The organism is Sphingobium sp. FG125 (assembly GCF_057809795.1).
Genome location: NZ_JBMDKQ010000010.1, coordinates 42,153 through 57,830, shown reverse-complemented (window position 1 = coordinate 57,830; position 15,678 = coordinate 42,153). Strand labels below are relative to the sequence as shown.

At 63.1% G+C, this 15,678-nt stretch carries 18 protein-coding genes; 7 read left to right on the top strand and 11 right to left on the bottom strand.

Annotation, left to right across the window (positions count from 1 at the left end; genetic code table 11):
• Nucleotides 1–89: 89 nt before the first annotated feature.
• Nucleotides 90–764 (bottom strand): phosphoribosylformylglycinamidine synthase subunit PurQ, encoded by a 675-nt coding sequence (gene purQ, locus ACODSR_RS11570; RefSeq protein ID WP_489076582.1) that lies wholly within the window; start codon nt 762–764, stop codon nt 90–92.
• Between the two features lie 3 nt (nt 765–767).
• The gene (purS, locus tag ACODSR_RS11565; protein ID WP_489076580.1) at nt 768–1,001 is read right to left on the bottom strand and encodes a phosphoribosylformylglycinamidine synthase subunit PurS; all 234 of its coding nucleotides are present in this window, start codon (nt 999–1,001) and stop codon (nt 768–770) included.
• 164 nt (nt 1,002–1,165) lie between these two features.
• On the opposite strand from purS, the gene ACODSR_RS11560 reads away from it, so the two are divergent.
• Nucleotides 1,166–1,315: a hypothetical protein gene (locus ACODSR_RS11560; protein ID WP_182913972.1), complete on the top strand. Its 150-nt coding sequence runs from the start codon at nt 1,166–1,168 to the stop codon at nt 1,313–1,315.
• 46 nt (nt 1,316–1,361) lie between these two features.
• Entirely contained in the window at nt 1,362–2,114 is a 753-nt protein-coding gene (locus tag ACODSR_RS11555; protein ID WP_489076578.1) for a sulfite exporter TauE/SafE family protein, read from the top strand.
• A 97-nt stretch (nt 2,115–2,211) separates the two neighbouring features.
• Here ACODSR_RS11555 and purC read toward each other — a convergent pair whose 3' ends face one another.
• The 6 genes from purC to ACODSR_RS11525 form a co-directional block, all read right to left on the bottom strand.
• On the bottom strand, nt 2,212–2,994 hold the full coding sequence (gene purC / locus ACODSR_RS11550; protein WP_489076576.1) for a phosphoribosylaminoimidazolesuccinocarboxamide synthase: 783 nt from the start codon (nt 2,992–2,994) through the stop codon (nt 2,212–2,214).
• Nucleotides 2,995–3,120: 126 nt separating this feature from the next.
• Nucleotides 3,121–3,252 carry a hypothetical protein gene (locus ACODSR_RS11545; RefSeq protein ID WP_294134508.1) on the bottom strand — a complete coding sequence of 44 codons (132 nt, stop codon included), beginning with the start codon at nt 3,250–3,252 and terminating at the stop codon, nt 3,121–3,123.
• A gap of 9 nt (nt 3,253–3,261) precedes the next feature.
• Nucleotides 3,262–4,668, bottom strand: coding sequence for an alpha,alpha-trehalose-phosphate synthase (UDP-forming) (gene otsA / locus ACODSR_RS11540; RefSeq protein WP_489076574.1), 1,407 nt, complete (start codon nt 4,666–4,668; stop codon nt 3,262–3,264).
• A 10-nt stretch (nt 4,669–4,678) separates the two neighbouring features.
• On the bottom strand, nt 4,679–6,523 hold the full coding sequence (locus tag ACODSR_RS11535; RefSeq protein WP_489076572.1) for a glycoside hydrolase family 15 protein: 1,845 nt from the start codon (nt 6,521–6,523) through the stop codon (nt 4,679–4,681).
• 28 nt (nt 6,524–6,551) lie between these two features.
• A complete protein-coding gene (gene otsB, locus ACODSR_RS11530) occupies nt 6,552–7,295 on the bottom strand; it encodes a trehalose-phosphatase (protein WP_489076570.1) in 744 nt (247 codons plus the stop codon).
• A 49-nt stretch (nt 7,296–7,344) separates the two neighbouring features.
• Nucleotides 7,345–7,503 (bottom strand): hypothetical protein, encoded by a 159-nt coding sequence (locus tag ACODSR_RS11525; protein WP_489076568.1) that lies wholly within the window; start codon nt 7,501–7,503, stop codon nt 7,345–7,347.
• Nucleotides 7,504–7,620: 117 nt separating this feature from the next.
• Between ACODSR_RS11525 and ACODSR_RS11520 the strand changes: the two genes are divergently transcribed.
• From ACODSR_RS11520 to ACODSR_RS11500, 5 genes are all read left to right on the top strand, one after another.
• Nucleotides 7,621–8,547, top strand: coding sequence for a LysR substrate-binding domain-containing protein (locus ACODSR_RS11520; protein ID WP_489076566.1), 927 nt, complete (start codon nt 7,621–7,623; stop codon nt 8,545–8,547).
• 24 nt (nt 8,548–8,571) lie between these two features.
• A complete protein-coding gene (locus tag ACODSR_RS11515; RefSeq protein ID WP_489076564.1) occupies nt 8,572–8,829 on the top strand; it encodes a type II toxin-antitoxin system CcdA family antitoxin in 258 nt (85 codons plus the stop codon).
• Nucleotides 8,829–9,125 carry a CcdB family protein gene (locus ACODSR_RS11510; protein WP_489076563.1) on the top strand — a complete coding sequence of 99 codons (297 nt, stop codon included), beginning with the start codon at nt 8,829–8,831 and terminating at the stop codon, nt 9,123–9,125. Before ACODSR_RS11515 ends, ACODSR_RS11510 begins: the two co-directional genes overlap by 1 nt.
• 66 nt (nt 9,126–9,191) lie before the next feature.
• Complete coding sequence (gene parC / locus ACODSR_RS11505; protein WP_489076561.1) at nt 9,192–11,519, top strand: DNA topoisomerase IV subunit A; 2,328 nt, start codon at nt 9,192–9,194, stop codon at nt 11,517–11,519.
• A 68-nt stretch (nt 11,520–11,587) separates the two neighbouring features.
• Nucleotides 11,588–13,342 (top strand): putative bifunctional diguanylate cyclase/phosphodiesterase, encoded by a 1,755-nt coding sequence (locus tag ACODSR_RS11500; RefSeq protein ID WP_489076559.1) that lies wholly within the window; start codon nt 11,588–11,590, stop codon nt 13,340–13,342.
• On the opposite strand, the gene ACODSR_RS11495 is transcribed toward ACODSR_RS11500, so the two are convergent.
• Genes ACODSR_RS11495 through ACODSR_RS11485 form a run of 3 tightly spaced genes read right to left on the bottom strand, consistent with a single transcriptional unit; the run spans nt 13,306 to nt 15,676 of the window.
• On the bottom strand, nt 13,306–14,517 hold the full coding sequence (locus tag ACODSR_RS11495; RefSeq protein WP_489076740.1) for a CCA tRNA nucleotidyltransferase: 1,212 nt from the start codon (nt 14,515–14,517) through the stop codon (nt 13,306–13,308). The two genes, ACODSR_RS11500 and ACODSR_RS11495, sit on opposite strands and share 37 nt — an antisense overlap.
• Complete coding sequence (locus ACODSR_RS11490) at nt 14,514–15,113, bottom strand: CoA pyrophosphatase (protein WP_489076557.1); 600 nt, start codon at nt 15,111–15,113, stop codon at nt 14,514–14,516. Before ACODSR_RS11490 ends, ACODSR_RS11495 begins: the two co-directional genes overlap by 4 nt.
• On the bottom strand, nt 15,110–15,676 hold the full coding sequence (locus ACODSR_RS11485) for a DUF1285 domain-containing protein (RefSeq protein WP_489076555.1): 567 nt from the start codon (nt 15,674–15,676) through the stop codon (nt 15,110–15,112). The genes ACODSR_RS11490 and ACODSR_RS11485 overlap by 4 nt, the downstream gene beginning before the upstream one ends.
• Nucleotides 15,677–15,678 lie beyond the last annotated feature (2 nt).

Here is a 15,678-nt window from a genome sequence, read left to right as displayed (position 1 = left end):
ACATCCGTTCGTTTCGAGCGAAGTCGAGAAACGTAGCGCGCGGTTTCTCGACTTCGCTCGAAACGAACGGAGGCTGTGCTAAATCGCGATCAGGCCCGCGCCAGCAGTCCCTCAACCAGCCCGTCGAACAACCGCTTGCCGTCGGTCGCGCCATGGGCGGCCTCGATCACCCGTTCGGGGTGCGGCATCATGCCCAGCACATTGCCCTTGTCGTTCAAAATGCCCGCAATGTTGCGCGCCGAGCCATTGACGTTTTCGGCATAGCGCAGCGCGATCCGGCCTTCGCCTTCCAGCCGGTCGAGCGTCGCGTCGTCAGCGAAATAATTGCCGTCATGATGCGCGACCGGATAGGAAATCGCCTCGCCCGCTTCATAGCGGCTGGTAAAGGCGCTCTGCGCATTTTCCACCGTCAGTGCCACGTCGCGGCACACGAAATGCCCCCCCGCATTGCGCAGCAGCGCGCCGGGCAGCAGGCCGCTTTCGGTCAGCACCTGAAAGCCGTTGCAGATGCCCAGCACATAGACGCCGCGATCCGCCGCCTGCGCCACCGCCTGCATCACCGGGGACCGCGCGGCCATCGCGCCGGAACGCAGATAGTCGCCATAGGAAAAGCCGCCCGGCACGCCGATCAGGTCGATGTCGTCTGGCAGCTGCGTGTCACGATGCCACACCATGGTCGGTTTCGCACCGGTCGCGGCCTCGAACGCCACAGCCAGGTCGCGGTCGCAATTGCTGCCCGGAAAGACGATGACGGCGCTCTTCATGGCTCAGGCGACCTTTTCGATGCGGTAATTTTCGATCACCGTATTGGCCAGCAGCTTGCGGCACATGGCGTCGATATCCTCGTCACTGGTGCCATTTGCCAGGTCCAGCTCGATGAGCTTGCCCGCGCGCACATCATTGACGCCATCAAAGCCCAGGCCTTCCAGCGCATGGTGGATCGCCCGGCCCTGCGGATCGAGGACACCGCCCTTGAGGGTGACGAAAATGCGGGCTTTCATGAGGGGCGAACTCCTTGGCAACGACAGGACCGATCCTCGTGGATCGGGCGGATCGACTTTGCCGCTCCCTAGTCCCGGCGCGGCGGGGTGGCAAGCCATTATGCTTTTGTTAGCGACTGTCGCGATACTGTCATGCTGTAGAAATTCGGGGGAAGCATTGGGGCATGTCCGGGCTGGCGCTGGCGATGTTTGTCGGGCTGTTCGCATGGGGGCAGCAGATTGTGGGCTATGACGACCCGCATGGAAAGGTCCAGCTTGCCCTGCTCGCCACCTTCAGCTTCGGCCTGATGATCGGCTATCGCGCCAATCGTTGAGCGTTTTTCAATGCCAATCGTCCTGCCACTGCGCTAGGCGACCGGTATGACGCATGATTATGTCTATCTCATCTGCGCCTTCATCGCGGTCGCTATTTCGGGCTTGGCCAAAGGCGGCTTTGCCGGTGTCGGTGCGCTGGCCATGCCGATCATGGCGCTGGGGGTCGATCCGGTGCGCGGCGCGGCGATCCTGCTGCCGATCCTGATCCTGCAGGACGCCGTGAGCGTCTGGGCGTTCCGCAAAAGCTGGGACGGGCATATCTTGCGGGTGATGCTGCCTGGCATGGCGGTCGGGATAGCGCTTGGCTATCTGTTCGCGGCGCAGGTGCCTGAAACCACGGTGCTGGGCGCTCTGGGCGCGATTTCGATGCTGTTCGGGCTGCAACGTCTGTGGGTCGAGCGGGGCGGGGCCATCGTCCTGCCGTCCACCTCACCCGACTGGGTAGGGATGTTGTTTGGCGTCGCCAGCGGCTTCACCAGCCAGATCGCCCATGCCGGGTCGCCACCGTTTCAGATGTGGGTGCTGCCCAAACGGCTGCCGCGCGACATGCTGGTCGGGACCACGGCGGTTGCCTTTGCCACGATGAACTGGATGAAGGTGCCCGCTTACGCCGCTTTGGGGCAATTCACCCGCGCCAATCTGACCGCGACCGCCATGCTGGTGCCGGTCGCGGTGGTCGCGACGCTGGCGGGCGTGGCGCTGGTGCGCCGGGTCGACGCCGCACGCTTCTACACGCTCATCTATGTGCTGATGGTGCTGCTGGGCATCAAACTGATCGCCGACGCGCTGATGGCGTGACCTCTTAACACCGTTCGCCCTGAGCCTGTCGAAGGGTCGTTCTTCTTCGCGAAGAAGGACGGGGCTTCGACAGGCTCAGCCTGAACGGAATTTGAGTTTATTCCTTCTCGCGCTTCTTGCGATGCGTGTCGAGGTCCAGCACCGTGGTGTCCAGCCCTTCGGGCAGCAGACCCAAACGGCGCGCGACTTCCTGATAGGCTTCCACTTCACCGCCCAGATCGCGGCGGAACCGGTCCTTGTCTAGCTTCTCGTTGGTCACCGCATCCCACAGGCGGCAGCCGTCGGGGCTGATTTCATCGGCCAGGATGATGCGGCTGTAATCGCCGTCATATAGCCGCCCGAACTCCAGCTTGAAGTCGATCAGGCGGATGCCGATGCCCGCAAACAGGCCACACATGAAATCATTGATGCGGATCGCCATGTCGGCAATATCGTGCATCTCTTCCTGCGTCGCCCAACCGAAGCAGGCGATATGCTCTTCGGAGATCAGCGGGTCGCCCAGCGCATCGTCCTTGTAGCAATATTCGATCAGCGTGCGGGGCAGTTGCGTGCCTTCCTCAATCCCCAGCTTCTTGCTGAGCGATCCGGCGGCGACGTTGCGCACAATCACTTCGATCGGCACGATCTCCACCTGACGCACCAGCTGCTCGCGCATATTGAGGCGACGGATGAAATGGGTCGGCACGCCAATCTGGCCGAGCAGCGTGAAGATATGCTCGGAAATCCGGTTGTTCAACACGCCCTTGCCGGAAATCGTGCCCTTCTTCTGCGCGTTGAAGGCGGTTGCGTCATCCTTGAAATATTGGATGATCGTGCCCGGTTCCGGGCCTTCATAAAGGATCTTTGCCTTGCCTTCGTAAATCTGGCGGCGACGGGCCATGCGCGTTCCTGTCTGGTCAAAAATACTGCGCCCCGACAATCGCGAATCGAGAAGGATCAGCGGGTGCCGGGGCTGCTTGGGCCTCGCCCATAGAGCAAAGCGTGCGGACGTGCAATTGGGGCCAGCCTATAGCACATCCCCGAACATCGCCCAGATCAGCGCCAGCCAGGCCACCATGCCAACCGCGCCGATGATGACGCCCGATCGGGCGCGCAGGGTCGCGGCCAGGCCGCGCGGTTCATCATCATCCTCGATCATCCGCTGTTGTTAGCCGTCCGCTGTCTCCGGCTCAACCCGCGCCGTATCGCGATCGACCGCCATCAGCCGTTCGGTGAAGGATCGCCGCCACCAGCTGATATCCTGCTGCTCGACACTATCCATCATCGCCCGCCAGCGGCGCTTGCGCTCGTCCAGCGGCATGGCCAGCGCGCGCAAAATCGCGTCGGACATCTCCTCCGGGCTGTAGGGATTGATCAGCAGCGCGTCCTTGAGCTGCATCGCTGCCCCGGCAAAGCGCGACAGGATCAATACGCCCGGATCGTCCGGGTTCTGTGCCGCGACATATTCCTTGGCGACCAGGTTCATCCCGTCGCGCAATGGCGTCACCAGCCCGATCCGGGCGCTACGGTAAATCCCTGCCAGCTTGTCGCGCGGATAGCCTTGGTTGACGTATCGGATCGGCGTCCAGTCGACATCGCTATATTCGCCGTTGATCCGACCTGCCAACGCATCCAGCGTCGCGCGTATCTGCTGGTAACTTTCGACCTCTCCGCGAGACGGCGGCGCGATCTGGGTGAGCAGGACCTTGCGATGCTGGTCGGGGTTGTCCTTCAGGAAACGGGCATAGCCGTTGAACCGCTCCTCCAGCCCCTTGCTATAGTCGAGCCGGTCGACGCCGACGATCATCGCGCGCTCCTGAAGCGATGCGCGTATCTGTTCGTACATATCGCGTGCGGCGTTGCTGACAGCGGCCTCGGCAAACTCCCTGGCATTGATGCCGATCGGGCAGGCGACGGCCTGGATCGTGCGGTCGCCCACGGTGACGAAATCACCGTCCACGCTGCCGCCCATTTCCTTTTCCACATAATGGCGGAAGGATTCGAGCCATTCCTCGGTATGGAAACCCACGACATCATAGGCAAACAGGGTGCTGACCAGCTTGGTGTGATGGGGCAGGGAAACCAGCAATCGGGTCGGTGGCCAGGGTATGTGCAGGAAAAAGCCCATCCTGTTGCGATGGCCCCGGTCGCGCAGCATCTGGCCCAGCGGGATCATGTGATAATCATGGACCCAGATGACATCTTCCGGCTCGATCAGTGGGGCTGCGGTATCGGCAAAGCGCTGGTTGACGCGATTATAGCCGCCCTCGAAATCGCGGGCATATTCGGCCAGGTCGATGCGGAAATGGAACAGCGGCCACAGCGTCTTGTTGGCGTATCCGTTATAATATTCATCGACATCCTGTTCTTCCAGGTCGATCGTCGCGGTCTTGACGCCATCATCCTCGGAAAAGCCGATATGGCCGGTGAAATTGTCAGTGACCTCGCCCGACCAGCCGATCCACATCCCCCGACTCTCGCGCAAGGCCTGCGACAGTGCGACCGCCAGCCCGCCCTGATTGCCCGACTTGCTGGGCCGGGACACACGGTTTGAAATGACTATCAGACGGCTCATGGCAGTCGGCTCATCGCATCACGCTCCACGGTTTGCTCAACAGGACGGCGCAGTTGATGATGCCGACCAGCGAATAGGTTTGTGGATAATTGCCCCACAATTCGCCTGTCGCCGGATCAATATCCTCGGACAATAATCCAGCTGCCGTGCGGCGGGTCAGCATCTCCTCGAACAGGGTTCGCGCTTCCTCCGTGCGGCCGGTGCGATGCAGCGCCTCGATCAGCCAGAAAGTGCAGACATTGAACGCGGTCACCGGTTCGCCAAAATCATCGGGCGCGCTGTAACGCAGCATGTCATTGCCCCGCCGCAAATCCGCCTCCAGCGCCGCCAGCGTGCCGATGAACATCGGGTCATCCGCCGTCAGGAAGCGCAGATCGAGCAGTTGAAGCAACGACGCATCGCGCGAATCATCCTCGAAATTGGCCGAGATCGCCTGACTGTCCGCCCGCCACGCCGCCTCGACGATTCGCGCTTTCATCGTGACGGCCCGGTTCTGCCAGTGCGCCGCGCGCAGCGGCAGGTCGAGCGCCTGTGCCGCATGGGCCAGCCGGTCGCACGCCGCCCAGCACATTACCGCGCTATAGCTGTGAACATGCGCGCGGGTCCGCAACTCCCACAATCCCGCGTCCGGCTGGTCATAGACGGTCCAGGCCCGCTCACCCACCGCCTCCAACGCCTCGAAATCGGCATGGCCCGCCATGCGCAGCAGCCGCTGGTCGATAAAGCCCTGCACCGACGACAGCACGATCTGGCCATAGGCGTCATGCTGGATCTGGCTATAGGCCGCATTGCCCACCCGCACCGGACCCATGCCGCGATAGCCGGGCAGCTTGTCGGCCTCCCATTCGGTCAGCGTCGCATTGCCCCGTACATCATAGAGCGGCTGGATATGCCCGCCCTTCGCACCATCGACGATGTTGCGCAGATAGACGAGATAGCTTTCCAGCACATCGAGCGCGCCAAGCCGGTTGAGCGCCTCGACCGTATAATAGGCGTCGCGCACCCAGCAGTAGCGATAGTCCCAGTTCCGCCCCGAATCGGCATGTTCGGGGATGCTGGTCGTCAGCGCCGCGACGATTGCGCCAGTCTCTTCATGCTGGCATAATTTCAGGGTGATGGCCGAACGGATGACCGCTTCCTGCCACTCCGCCGGGATCGCCAGGCCACGGACCCACAGCCGCCACTCCTCGATCGTGTCGTCCAGCATCCGCTCGATCGCCGGGCGCAGCGCATCGGAAAAACCCTCGTCCGGCCCCATGAAGAAATGCGCGTCCTGTTCCAGCCGGAACCAGCTTTCCTGCGCGATCAGGCCAATGGGCGCATCGGTCGACACCCGCATCGCCATATAGGACAGCACCATGCGGATATGGTTGGAGCCATAGCTGATCGGCACGCTTTCCGCATTCCACGCCGTGGTCGGGCGCAACCGCATCCTTATGCGCGGCGAACCGGCCACCGGGCGCACGATCCGGGCAAAGGCGACCGGCCGATACATACGGCCCTTATGCTTGTGGCGCGGGCAGAAATCGAAAATCTCGATCGCATTGCCCTGCGCATCGCTCTGCCGCGTGACCAGCACCGGCGTGTTGCGCAGATAATGCTGCTCCACCGCAACGCAATTTTCCAGTTCGATCGCCCAGAAGCCGCAGGCCGCGTCATCATCCCATTCGCCATCGTCCAGCAGCGCGGAAAAGACCGGATCGCCATCGACGCGCGGGACGCAGGCCCACACCATGCGACCGGCCCGGTCGATCAGCGCCGACGCCTGGCAATTGCCGATCGGCCAAAGGTCCAACGTGCGGGCGTTCCCGCCCAATATCGGGTGGTTGATGCTGTTTATCGGTCTGCCCCTCATGCTTTTTGGCAAATTGAAGGGGCACGGCTCATTCGAGCCGCGCAACCCCTTCTCCAAGATAATGCCTGACAGTGGCTGCCTGTTCCAAATTATATGCGGCTCGCGTTTCTCGCACAGGTCCAACCAAAATGCCAACCCCGCCCAAATCTGAAGCGGCCGCAAAGCCTTCCTCATCGGTTACGTCGTCGCCGATAAAGACGGGGATGCCGCCCATCATCGGAGTTTGCGCCATCAACCTGTGGACCGCGCTGCCCTTGTCCGCGCCGTCGGGCCGCAACTCATAGAGCATCTTGCCCTGTTGAAGCGTCAGGCCATTGCCAACCCATTTCCGCGCCAGTGCATGAGCTTCGTCCTGCCAGACCGGCGCGCCGCGATAATGCAGTCCGACGCTGATCGACTTGCGTTCGACCAGCACGCCGGGCTTGTCGGCGGCAAAGGCATGGAAGGCGGCTTCGGCATCATCAATCGCCACCGGGCGCGGTGGCGCCTCGACCGCGCCGCCCGGTCGCGCAAATTCCAGCCCATGCGTCCCGGCCAGCAGGAAATCGCCAAAGCCCAACGCGCGCAACGTTTCAACCGATCGTCCACTGATGATCGCCAGCCGCCCGTCCAGCCGCTCCCGCAATGTCAGGAGCAACGGCACCAACCCATCGTCCACGATCACCCCGTCCGGGGTCGCGCTAATGGGCGTCAGCGTCCCGTCAAAGTCGAGAAACAGCGCGGCACCGGTCAACAGCGCGGGCGGGGGCGGGGGAAGGGGATGATCGAACACGGGCGCAAAGTGGCGTCTCGCCCGCGATCCGCAACCCCCATCCTCGATTTTACGCGCCGCACCGGCTGTCGTCGGACCAGGGTGCCGACCAGTGGATGCAGTGCAGCACCCGGAACGCCTGCATGATCCGCGCGATCAGCCGGTCGATCCAGGCGCTGGTTTCGACATGGTTCTCAGTCCACAATTGGGCGTCATACTGGTCGCGCATGGTCGCGATCCTTTCGATTGAAATAGTGCAGCTTTGCGAAACCGCCAATGCGCCGTTGCCGTAGCGATCACCAACAAAAGCATGGACAGCGATTATAAGCCTGCCTTATGCAAAGCCATGTCCGTCCTGCCCCCGCTCTCCGCCGTCCGCGTGTTCGAGGCAGCCGCCCGGCTCGAAAATTTCACCGCCGCCGCGCAGGAACTGGGTATGACCCAGGCCGCCGTCAGCTATCAGATCAAATTGTTGGAGGAACGGCTGGGGCTGAGCCTGTTCCAGCGCGCTGGCCGCCGCGTGAGTTTGACCGACAAGGGACGGGAAATTGCGCCCGTCATCATCCGCGCTTTCGATCAGATGCGGCAGGGTTTCGCCGCTCTGGCGCAGGATCATTCGACCGTCCTCACCATCAGCTGCACCAACAGCTTCGCCCATCTCTGGCTCGCGCCTCGGATCGGCGCGTTCCAGATGCGCCATCCGGGGCTGGCGGTGCGGATTCAGGCCGAAGATGCCGTGGTCGATCTCGCCCGCGCCGGGGCTGATCTGGCGATCCGCGGTGGGAAGGGCGACTGGCCGGGGCTGGAGGCGCGACTGCTGACCCATAACCGGCTCGCGCCGATGTGCAGCCCGGCCTGGCTGGCGCGCAACGGTCCTGTCGCCGATGCGCAGGCGCTCCACGCCCTGCCGCGCCTGTCGCCCGACGATATGTGGTGGCATGAATGGTTCGCGGCCATGGGGGTGGAGGCGGACCCGGCCGACGGGCCGCCCGGCATCGCGCTCGACAGCCAGGTGATGGAAGGCCGCGCCGCCATTGGCGGGCAGGGGATCGCCATCCTCAACCTGTTCCTTTGGAAGGCGGAGCTGGAGGCGGGCCTGTTGGTCGAAGCCATGCCCTCCTATGTCCGCGAATTTGCCAGCTACTGGATCGTCTATCCGCCCCACGCCCGCAACACGCCCAAGGTAAAGGCCTTTCGCGACTGGATCAGCGCGCAATTCGCCGCCGCCATCGCCGACGACCCGGAAGGACGCTACTTGCCCCGTGACGCATGATGCGTATGTTCATGCGCATATCATATGCAGGAGTCGGTTGTGACCAAGCATGAACGGATCGGGACGCGCAAGGCAACCAACCTGTCGCTCGACAGCGCGCTGGTGGAGGATGCCAAGGCATTGGGCATCAACCTCTCGCGCGCCTGCGAAGCCGCCCTCCGCCAGGAAATCGCTGCCGAACGGGGGCGAAGGTGGAAGGAGGAGAATGCACAAGGCATTGCCGCCTCCAATGCCTATGTCGAAAAACATGGCCTGCCGCTCGAAAAATACCGGATGTTTTGATGGCGCGGTTTTGCGCGCATCGCCTGCCCGACGGCGGCTGGGTTCTGGATTGTCAGGCCGACCTGCTCGATCATCTGACTACCCGCTTCGTCGTGCCGCTCATTCCTGTCGCGGACGTCGGCACACCGATGGCGCGGCTCAATCCCCGTTTTGAGATTGATGACGAAATACTGGTAATGATGACCCAGTTTGCAGGTGCGGTTCCCGCGCGGTCATTGGAGCAGCCAGCCTTGCCGCTTCACGATCATCAGGATGCCATCGCCGCCGCGCTCGACATGCTGCTGGTGGGATTTTAACGCGCCGGCGCCATCCCCGCTAAATCTCCGTTTCCGTTTCGTCCCCGTGCTGCTATCCCGCCCGTGATGACCGATTTTCGCGACCCGTTCGACAGTATTAAGGACCATCCGTTCGACGCTGCGTTGTCGCAACGCTATCTCGTCTATGCGCTGTCCACCATCACGGCGCGGTCGCTGCCGGATCTGCGCGACGGGCTGAAACCGGTGCATCGCCGCCTGCTCTGGGCGATGCGGCTGCTCAAGATGGAACCGTCCGGCGCGTCGCCCGACGTGCTGGTCGCCAACCCTGCCCGCAACGGCACCAGTTACAAGAAATGCGCCCGCGTCGTGGGCGACGTCATCGGCAAATATCACCCCCATGGCGACAGCAGCGTCTATGACGCGATGGTGCGGCTGGCGCAGGATTTCGTCCTGCGCACGCCTTTGGTCGATGGCCAGGGCAATTTCGGCAATATCGACGGCGATAATGCCGCCGCCATGCGCTATACCGAAGCGCGCCTGACCCAGCCCGCCGCGGATCTGATGGCGGGCCTCGACGAAGGCACGGTCGATTTCCGCCCGACCTATAATGGCGAAGATGAAGAGCCGGAGATTTTCCCCGGCCTTTTTCCCAATCTCCTCGCCAATGGCGCCAGCGGCATCGCGGTCGGCATGGCGACCAGCATCCCGCCGCATAATGTCACCGAAATACTCGACGCCGCAGCTTTGCTGATCGACAATCCCGATACGACACATGCCGCGCTGATGGCGGTGGTGAAGGGACCGGATTTCCCGACCGGCGGCGTGCTTGTGGATAGCCCGGCGATCATCGCCGAAGCCTATGCCACCGGGCGCGGCGCGTTCCGCACCCGTGCACGCTTTTCGACCGGCAAGGATGATCAGGGCGTCTGGGAACCGACCGGCATAGAAAAATTGAGCGGCGGCACCTGGCAACTGGTCGTCAGCGAAATCCCCTATCAGGTGCAGAAGGGCAAGCTGATCGAGCAGATTGCTACGATCATCAACGACAAGAAGCTGCCGATCCTGGAGGATGTGCGCGACGAAAGCGATGAGACGATCCGCATCGTCATCACGCCCAAGACGCGCAATGTCGATCCGCAGATACTCAAAGACAGCCTCTACCGCCTGACCGATCTGGAAAACCGCTTCCCGCTCAATCTGAACGTGCTGGACGCCACCCATACGCCGCGCGTGCTGGGGCTGCGCGCCGTGCTGGTCGAATGGCTCAAGCATCAGATCGACGTGCTGGTCCGCCGTGCACAGCATCGCCTCGCCAAGATCGCCGACCGGCTTGAACTGCTCGACGGCTATATCATCGCCTATCTCAACCTGGACCGGGTGATCGAGATCATCCGTACCGAGGATGAGCCGAAGCTGGTGATGATGGACGAATTTGCCCTGACCGACCGGCAGGCCGAAGCCATCCTCAACATGCGGTTGCGTTCTCTGCGCAAGCTGGAAGAGATGGAATTGCGCCGCGAACATGCCGATCTGGTGGCGGAGCGGGACGATCTGCAAAAGCTGGTCGAAAACCCGCAGCGCCAGCGCGCCAAGCTGAAGCGCGACATCGCCGCGCTGCGCAAGCGCTACGGGCCGGACACTGTCCTTGGCCATCGCCGCACCCTGGTCGAGGAAGCCGGACCCGCGCGGGAAATCCCGCTGGAGGCGATGATCGAGCGCGAGCCGATCACCGTTATCCTGTCCGAACGCGGCTGGATCAGGGCGATGAGCGGCCACCGCGATCTTGCCGCCGCCGACACGCTGAAATTCAAGGAAGGCGACGGTCCGCAATTTGCCTTCCACGCCTACACCACCGACAAGCTGCTGCTCGCCACCTCCACCGGTCGCATCTATACTCTGGGGTCGGACAAGCTGCCGGGTGGGCGCGGCTTTGGCGATCCGGTGCGTTCGCTGGTGGATATGGACAATGAAGGCACGATCGTCGCCTTCATGCCCGCACGGACCGGGACCGACCTGTTGCTGGCTTCCTCCGACGGGCGCGGCTTCATCGCAGCGGTGGCAGAGATCATGGCCGAAACCCGTAAAGGGCGTCAGGTCGTCAACATCCGCACAGGCGCGAAACTCGCCGTCATCCGCCAGGTCGCGCCGGGCGCGGATAGCGTCGCGGTGATCGGCGAGAATCGCAAGCTGCTGGTATTCGCGCTGGATGAAATGCCCCGCATGGCGCGTGGGCAGGGGGTGCAGATGCAGCGCTATCGCGATGGCGGCCTGTCCGACGCGATCGCCTTCCGCCTGTCCGATGGCCTCAGCTGGACCATGGGTGGTGAAACCGGACGGACCCGCACCGAATCGGACATGACGCCGTGGAAAGTGGCACGCGGCGCAGCCGGACGGATGCCGCCAACCGGCTTCCCGCGCGACAATCGCTTTTAATGACCATTTTTTACAACGGTTGCTGGATCGTTTCCTGAAAATTTACCGCTTCCCGATATGGCCAACGCATGGAATCCATTTCGGTGCGCAACTGGCCAGTCGGAGAGACCAGCAAGGACCCTGTCTCAGGGATAGCGGGCGCGCATCCGTCGTACGTGGTAGCGCCGACCTATTGGCTGGCCGCCCTGTCGCAGGCGGCGGCAATTTTATCGCACCATGACAGCATATTATCGTTGGTCGAAGGCAATGATCGTTTTCTGCAAGCCTTTCGCCAGCATCAGGAAAGGGACGGTGCCGTCTCGCAGGCTGCGACGACATGGCGCGAACGCATCCTGAAATTCATTCAATCGAATCAGACCGCCGACAGTTTCGAAATCCGCCGCGATGGCAAGCTGGGGCCGGAATATTTCATGTGCACCATCGGCCGACTGCCGGCTGATGCGGATCGCCCCGAACTCTATCTGTTCACCGCGACTGACCGCACCAGCGAACGCACGATCGAAAAGAATCTGCGCCGCGAATTGCTGTCCGACGGCTTGACCGCACTGCCCAACCGCACCGGTTTCGGCGAAGAAATTGACGACCGGATCACCAACACGGTCTGGCCCGACAATGCCCAGTTCGGCATCATCGCCATAGACCTCAGCCGGTTCAGCCGGGTCAATGAATCGCTCGGCCCCATGGCGGGCGATGAATTGCTGATCACGGTCGCCAAGCGGCTCAAATCCAGCCTGCGGCAGGGCGATGTGCTGGCCCGCATCGGCGGCAATGATTTTGCGATATTTGCCCGTCTCAACAATGGCTTGTCCGACGCATTGCATATCGTCCAGCGCGTCAAGGAAGCGCTCAGTTCACCGATTCGGCTGAGCGATCTGCAAATCCGGGTCGACTGCGCGATCGGCTGCGTCCTGTCGACCAGCCTGAGCGATGATCCCGACGATATCGTCCGCAAGGCGCAGGCCGCGGTCAAGATCGCCAAGCGCAGCGGCAAGGTGGAAATCTACCGCAACGGCGTCCTCAAGGAAGCGCAGCGCCGCTTTTCGATCGAAAGCCGGCTGCGCGACGCACTGGCCCAGGGCGGCCTGTCGCTGGCCTATCAGCCACTCATCCACCTCCAGACTGGCGAGATTACCGGGTTCGAGGCGCTCGCCCGTTGGGATGACGAGGAGCTGGGCAACGTCTCCCCGGTCGAATTCATCGCCGTGGCCGAGGAAAGCGGGCTCATCACCCCGCTGGGCCGCTGGGCCGCCTATGAAGCGGCGCAGGCGCTATCGCGCTGGGACGCCAAATTCGGCCAGCCCATGCCCGTCGGCGTCAACGTCAACCTCTCGCCGATCCAGATGGCGCGCGATGATGTGGCGTCCATGTTTGAAGAAGCGCTGCGCTATTCGGGCATAGCCGGGCGTCGCCTGACCGCCGAAGTCACCGAAAGCGCGATCATCGCCGATCCCGACAAGGCGCGCAAATTGCTGTTCGCGCTCAAGGATTTGCATATGTCGATCGCGATGGACGACTTCGGCACCGGCTTTTCCAACCTCGCCAGCCTGCACAGCCTGCCGATCGACATATTGAAGATCGACCGCAGCTTCGTGTCGTCCATGTTGGAGGATCGCGACAAGACGGTCATCGTCCGCACCATCCTCTCTCTCGCCGAATCGCTTAATCTCAAGGTCACGGCCGAAGGGATAGAAACGCAGGAACTCGCCCATGCGCTCCAGCAAATGGGGTGCTGGCAGGGGCAGGGCTATCATTTCGCCAAGCCGATGGCGGAACAGGACGCCTTCGATTATTGGCGCGCCCGCTGGAATTTCGAAACGGTCTGATCGGCAATAGAGCCAACCCGCGCGGCATCCGGGAAGCCCTCCGCGACCCACATATCCTGGACGATATTCAACGCCTTGGCGACATCCGGGCCAGGTTCCAGCCCACGCGCAATCAGCGCGCCACCGCTGATCGGCAGCTTGGGCGGCGTCCAGTCGGCCAATGCAGCCACGCCCGACAGGTCAGCATCACCATTCAGCAGCAACCGGTCGATCGCTCCCTCAACCCCGATATGCCAGGCCAGCGCCCGGATCGGCGCATCGCCGAGGCCGCCCTCCAGCGCAATCGTCAGCCGCTTGCGCGCCTTGTTCGATAATTTAAGCCGCGCCCCCACCAGATCGGCCCGCGCCGCATCGGGCGGCAACAGGGCCGCCAGCCGCCGCAGCGCCGATGGCGCGACGCCCGCCGCATCCTCCCGCGCCATCAACCGCGCCAGCCGGTCGATTCCCGCGCTATCCACTTCGGGCAAAACCGGCGTCAATATCCCGCCATCCACCATCAACCGCAGCGCATGGATCGGTGCCGCCACCCCCAGCAATTTCAGCAGCTCATCGGCAATCCGCTCGCGCGACAGCGCCATCAGGCTGTTGGCCGCCGCGACGCAGGCGGCATAGGCGACATTGTCCAGCTCATCGTCGCCATAGCGCGCCAGAAAGCGGAAATAGCGCAATATCCGCAGATGATCCTCGGCAATCCGCGCGTCAGCATCGCCGATGAAGCGCAACCGCCGCGCTTCCAGGTCAGCTATTCCGCCGAAAAAGTCGGTAATCTCGCCGCTCAGCGCATCGGCATAGAGGGCGTTGATCGTAAAGTCCCGCCGCGCCGCATCCTCGCGCCAGTCGTCGGTATAGGCGATGATCGCGCGCCGCCCGTCGGTGCTGACGTCGCGGCGCAGCGTCGTAATCTCCACCGGCCAGCCTGCAATCACGGCGGTGATCGTGCCATGCTCGATGCCGGTCGGCACCGCCTTGATCCCCGCCGCCTTCAGCCGGTCGACCACATCATGCGGGTCCAGCGTTGTCGCAATGTCCAGGTCGTTGACCGGCAGCCCCAGCAACCCGTCGCGCACCGCGCCGCCGACGAAGCGTGCCTTGCCGCCCGCCGCATCCAGCGCCACCAGCAACTCATCAAGCCCCGGACGATGCCGCCATGGCGCATCGGGCAACAGCACGCTCATGCCGCGCCCAGCCTGCGCGACAGGTTCGCCAGGATCGCGGCGGTCACGCCCCATATCCGCCGTTCCTGCCACATGATCTCATGATAATGGCGCACCACCCCTTCAAATTCGACGGCATGTTGGGTCCGGTTGGCCGGGTCGAGCGCATAGGCGAGCGGGAGTTCGAACCAGTCCGCCACCTCGCTTTCCTGCGGTCGCAGCGGCAGGTCGGGCGGGATCACCGCCAGCACCGGCACGATGTCGAATCCGGTAAAGGTGTGGTAACGGTCGGACGTGCCGATCACCTGCGCCAGATGCGGCGGCAGGCCGATCTCCTCCTCCGCTTCCCGCAGCGCACCTGCAATCTCGTCAGCGTCGCTCGCATCGACCCGCCCACCGGGAAAGGCGATCTGCCCGGCATGTTTGCGCAATCGTTCCGACCGCTGGGTCAGGATCAGCCCCGGTTCGGCCCGGTCGGTGATCGCCACCAGCACGGCGGCGGGCGCCAGCGCAATATCTCCGTCGATGCGCGGATCGCGCGTGTCCGACGGCAGAAATACGCCACCGCGGCTATGCCCCTCGGCCAGCGCGGCGCGCAGCCGCTCCGCCAGGGTCATGCCGCGCCGTCCAGCGGGAAGAAGGCGCCATTGCTCCACAGGCCTATCCGCTCGGCCCCTTCATCCAGCGCCAGATTCATCAGCTCATAATAGACACTGCGCACGACCAGCGCCTCCAGCCCGGCGCGGACATGCAGATAGGGATGCGGTCCGTCCGCCGTTTCACGGATCAGCAGCGCATTGTCCGGCCCCGCCGCGATCAAATCGCCGGTATTCAGCCTAAACGCCAGCGCCCGTTCGCGCCCTTCGCCCTCGCTCTTGAGTTCCACCGCCACGAACGGCGCATCCTCGACCGCGATGCTCAGTTTTTCGACCGGGGTGACCAGCACATAGCTGCCGTCCGCCTCGCGCCGCAATATGGTGGAAAACAGCCGCACCATCGCTTCCCGCCCAATCGGCGATCCCTGATGAAACCATGTGCCGTCGCGCGCGATCCGCATCTCGCTGTCGCCGCAATGGGCCGGGTTCCATTTCTCCACCGGCGGCAGTTTTTTTTCGGCAAGCAGGCGCGCAATGTCGCTCAGCGACAGGTCGGCCAGGTCGGGTATCGGGTCCATCGGCATGG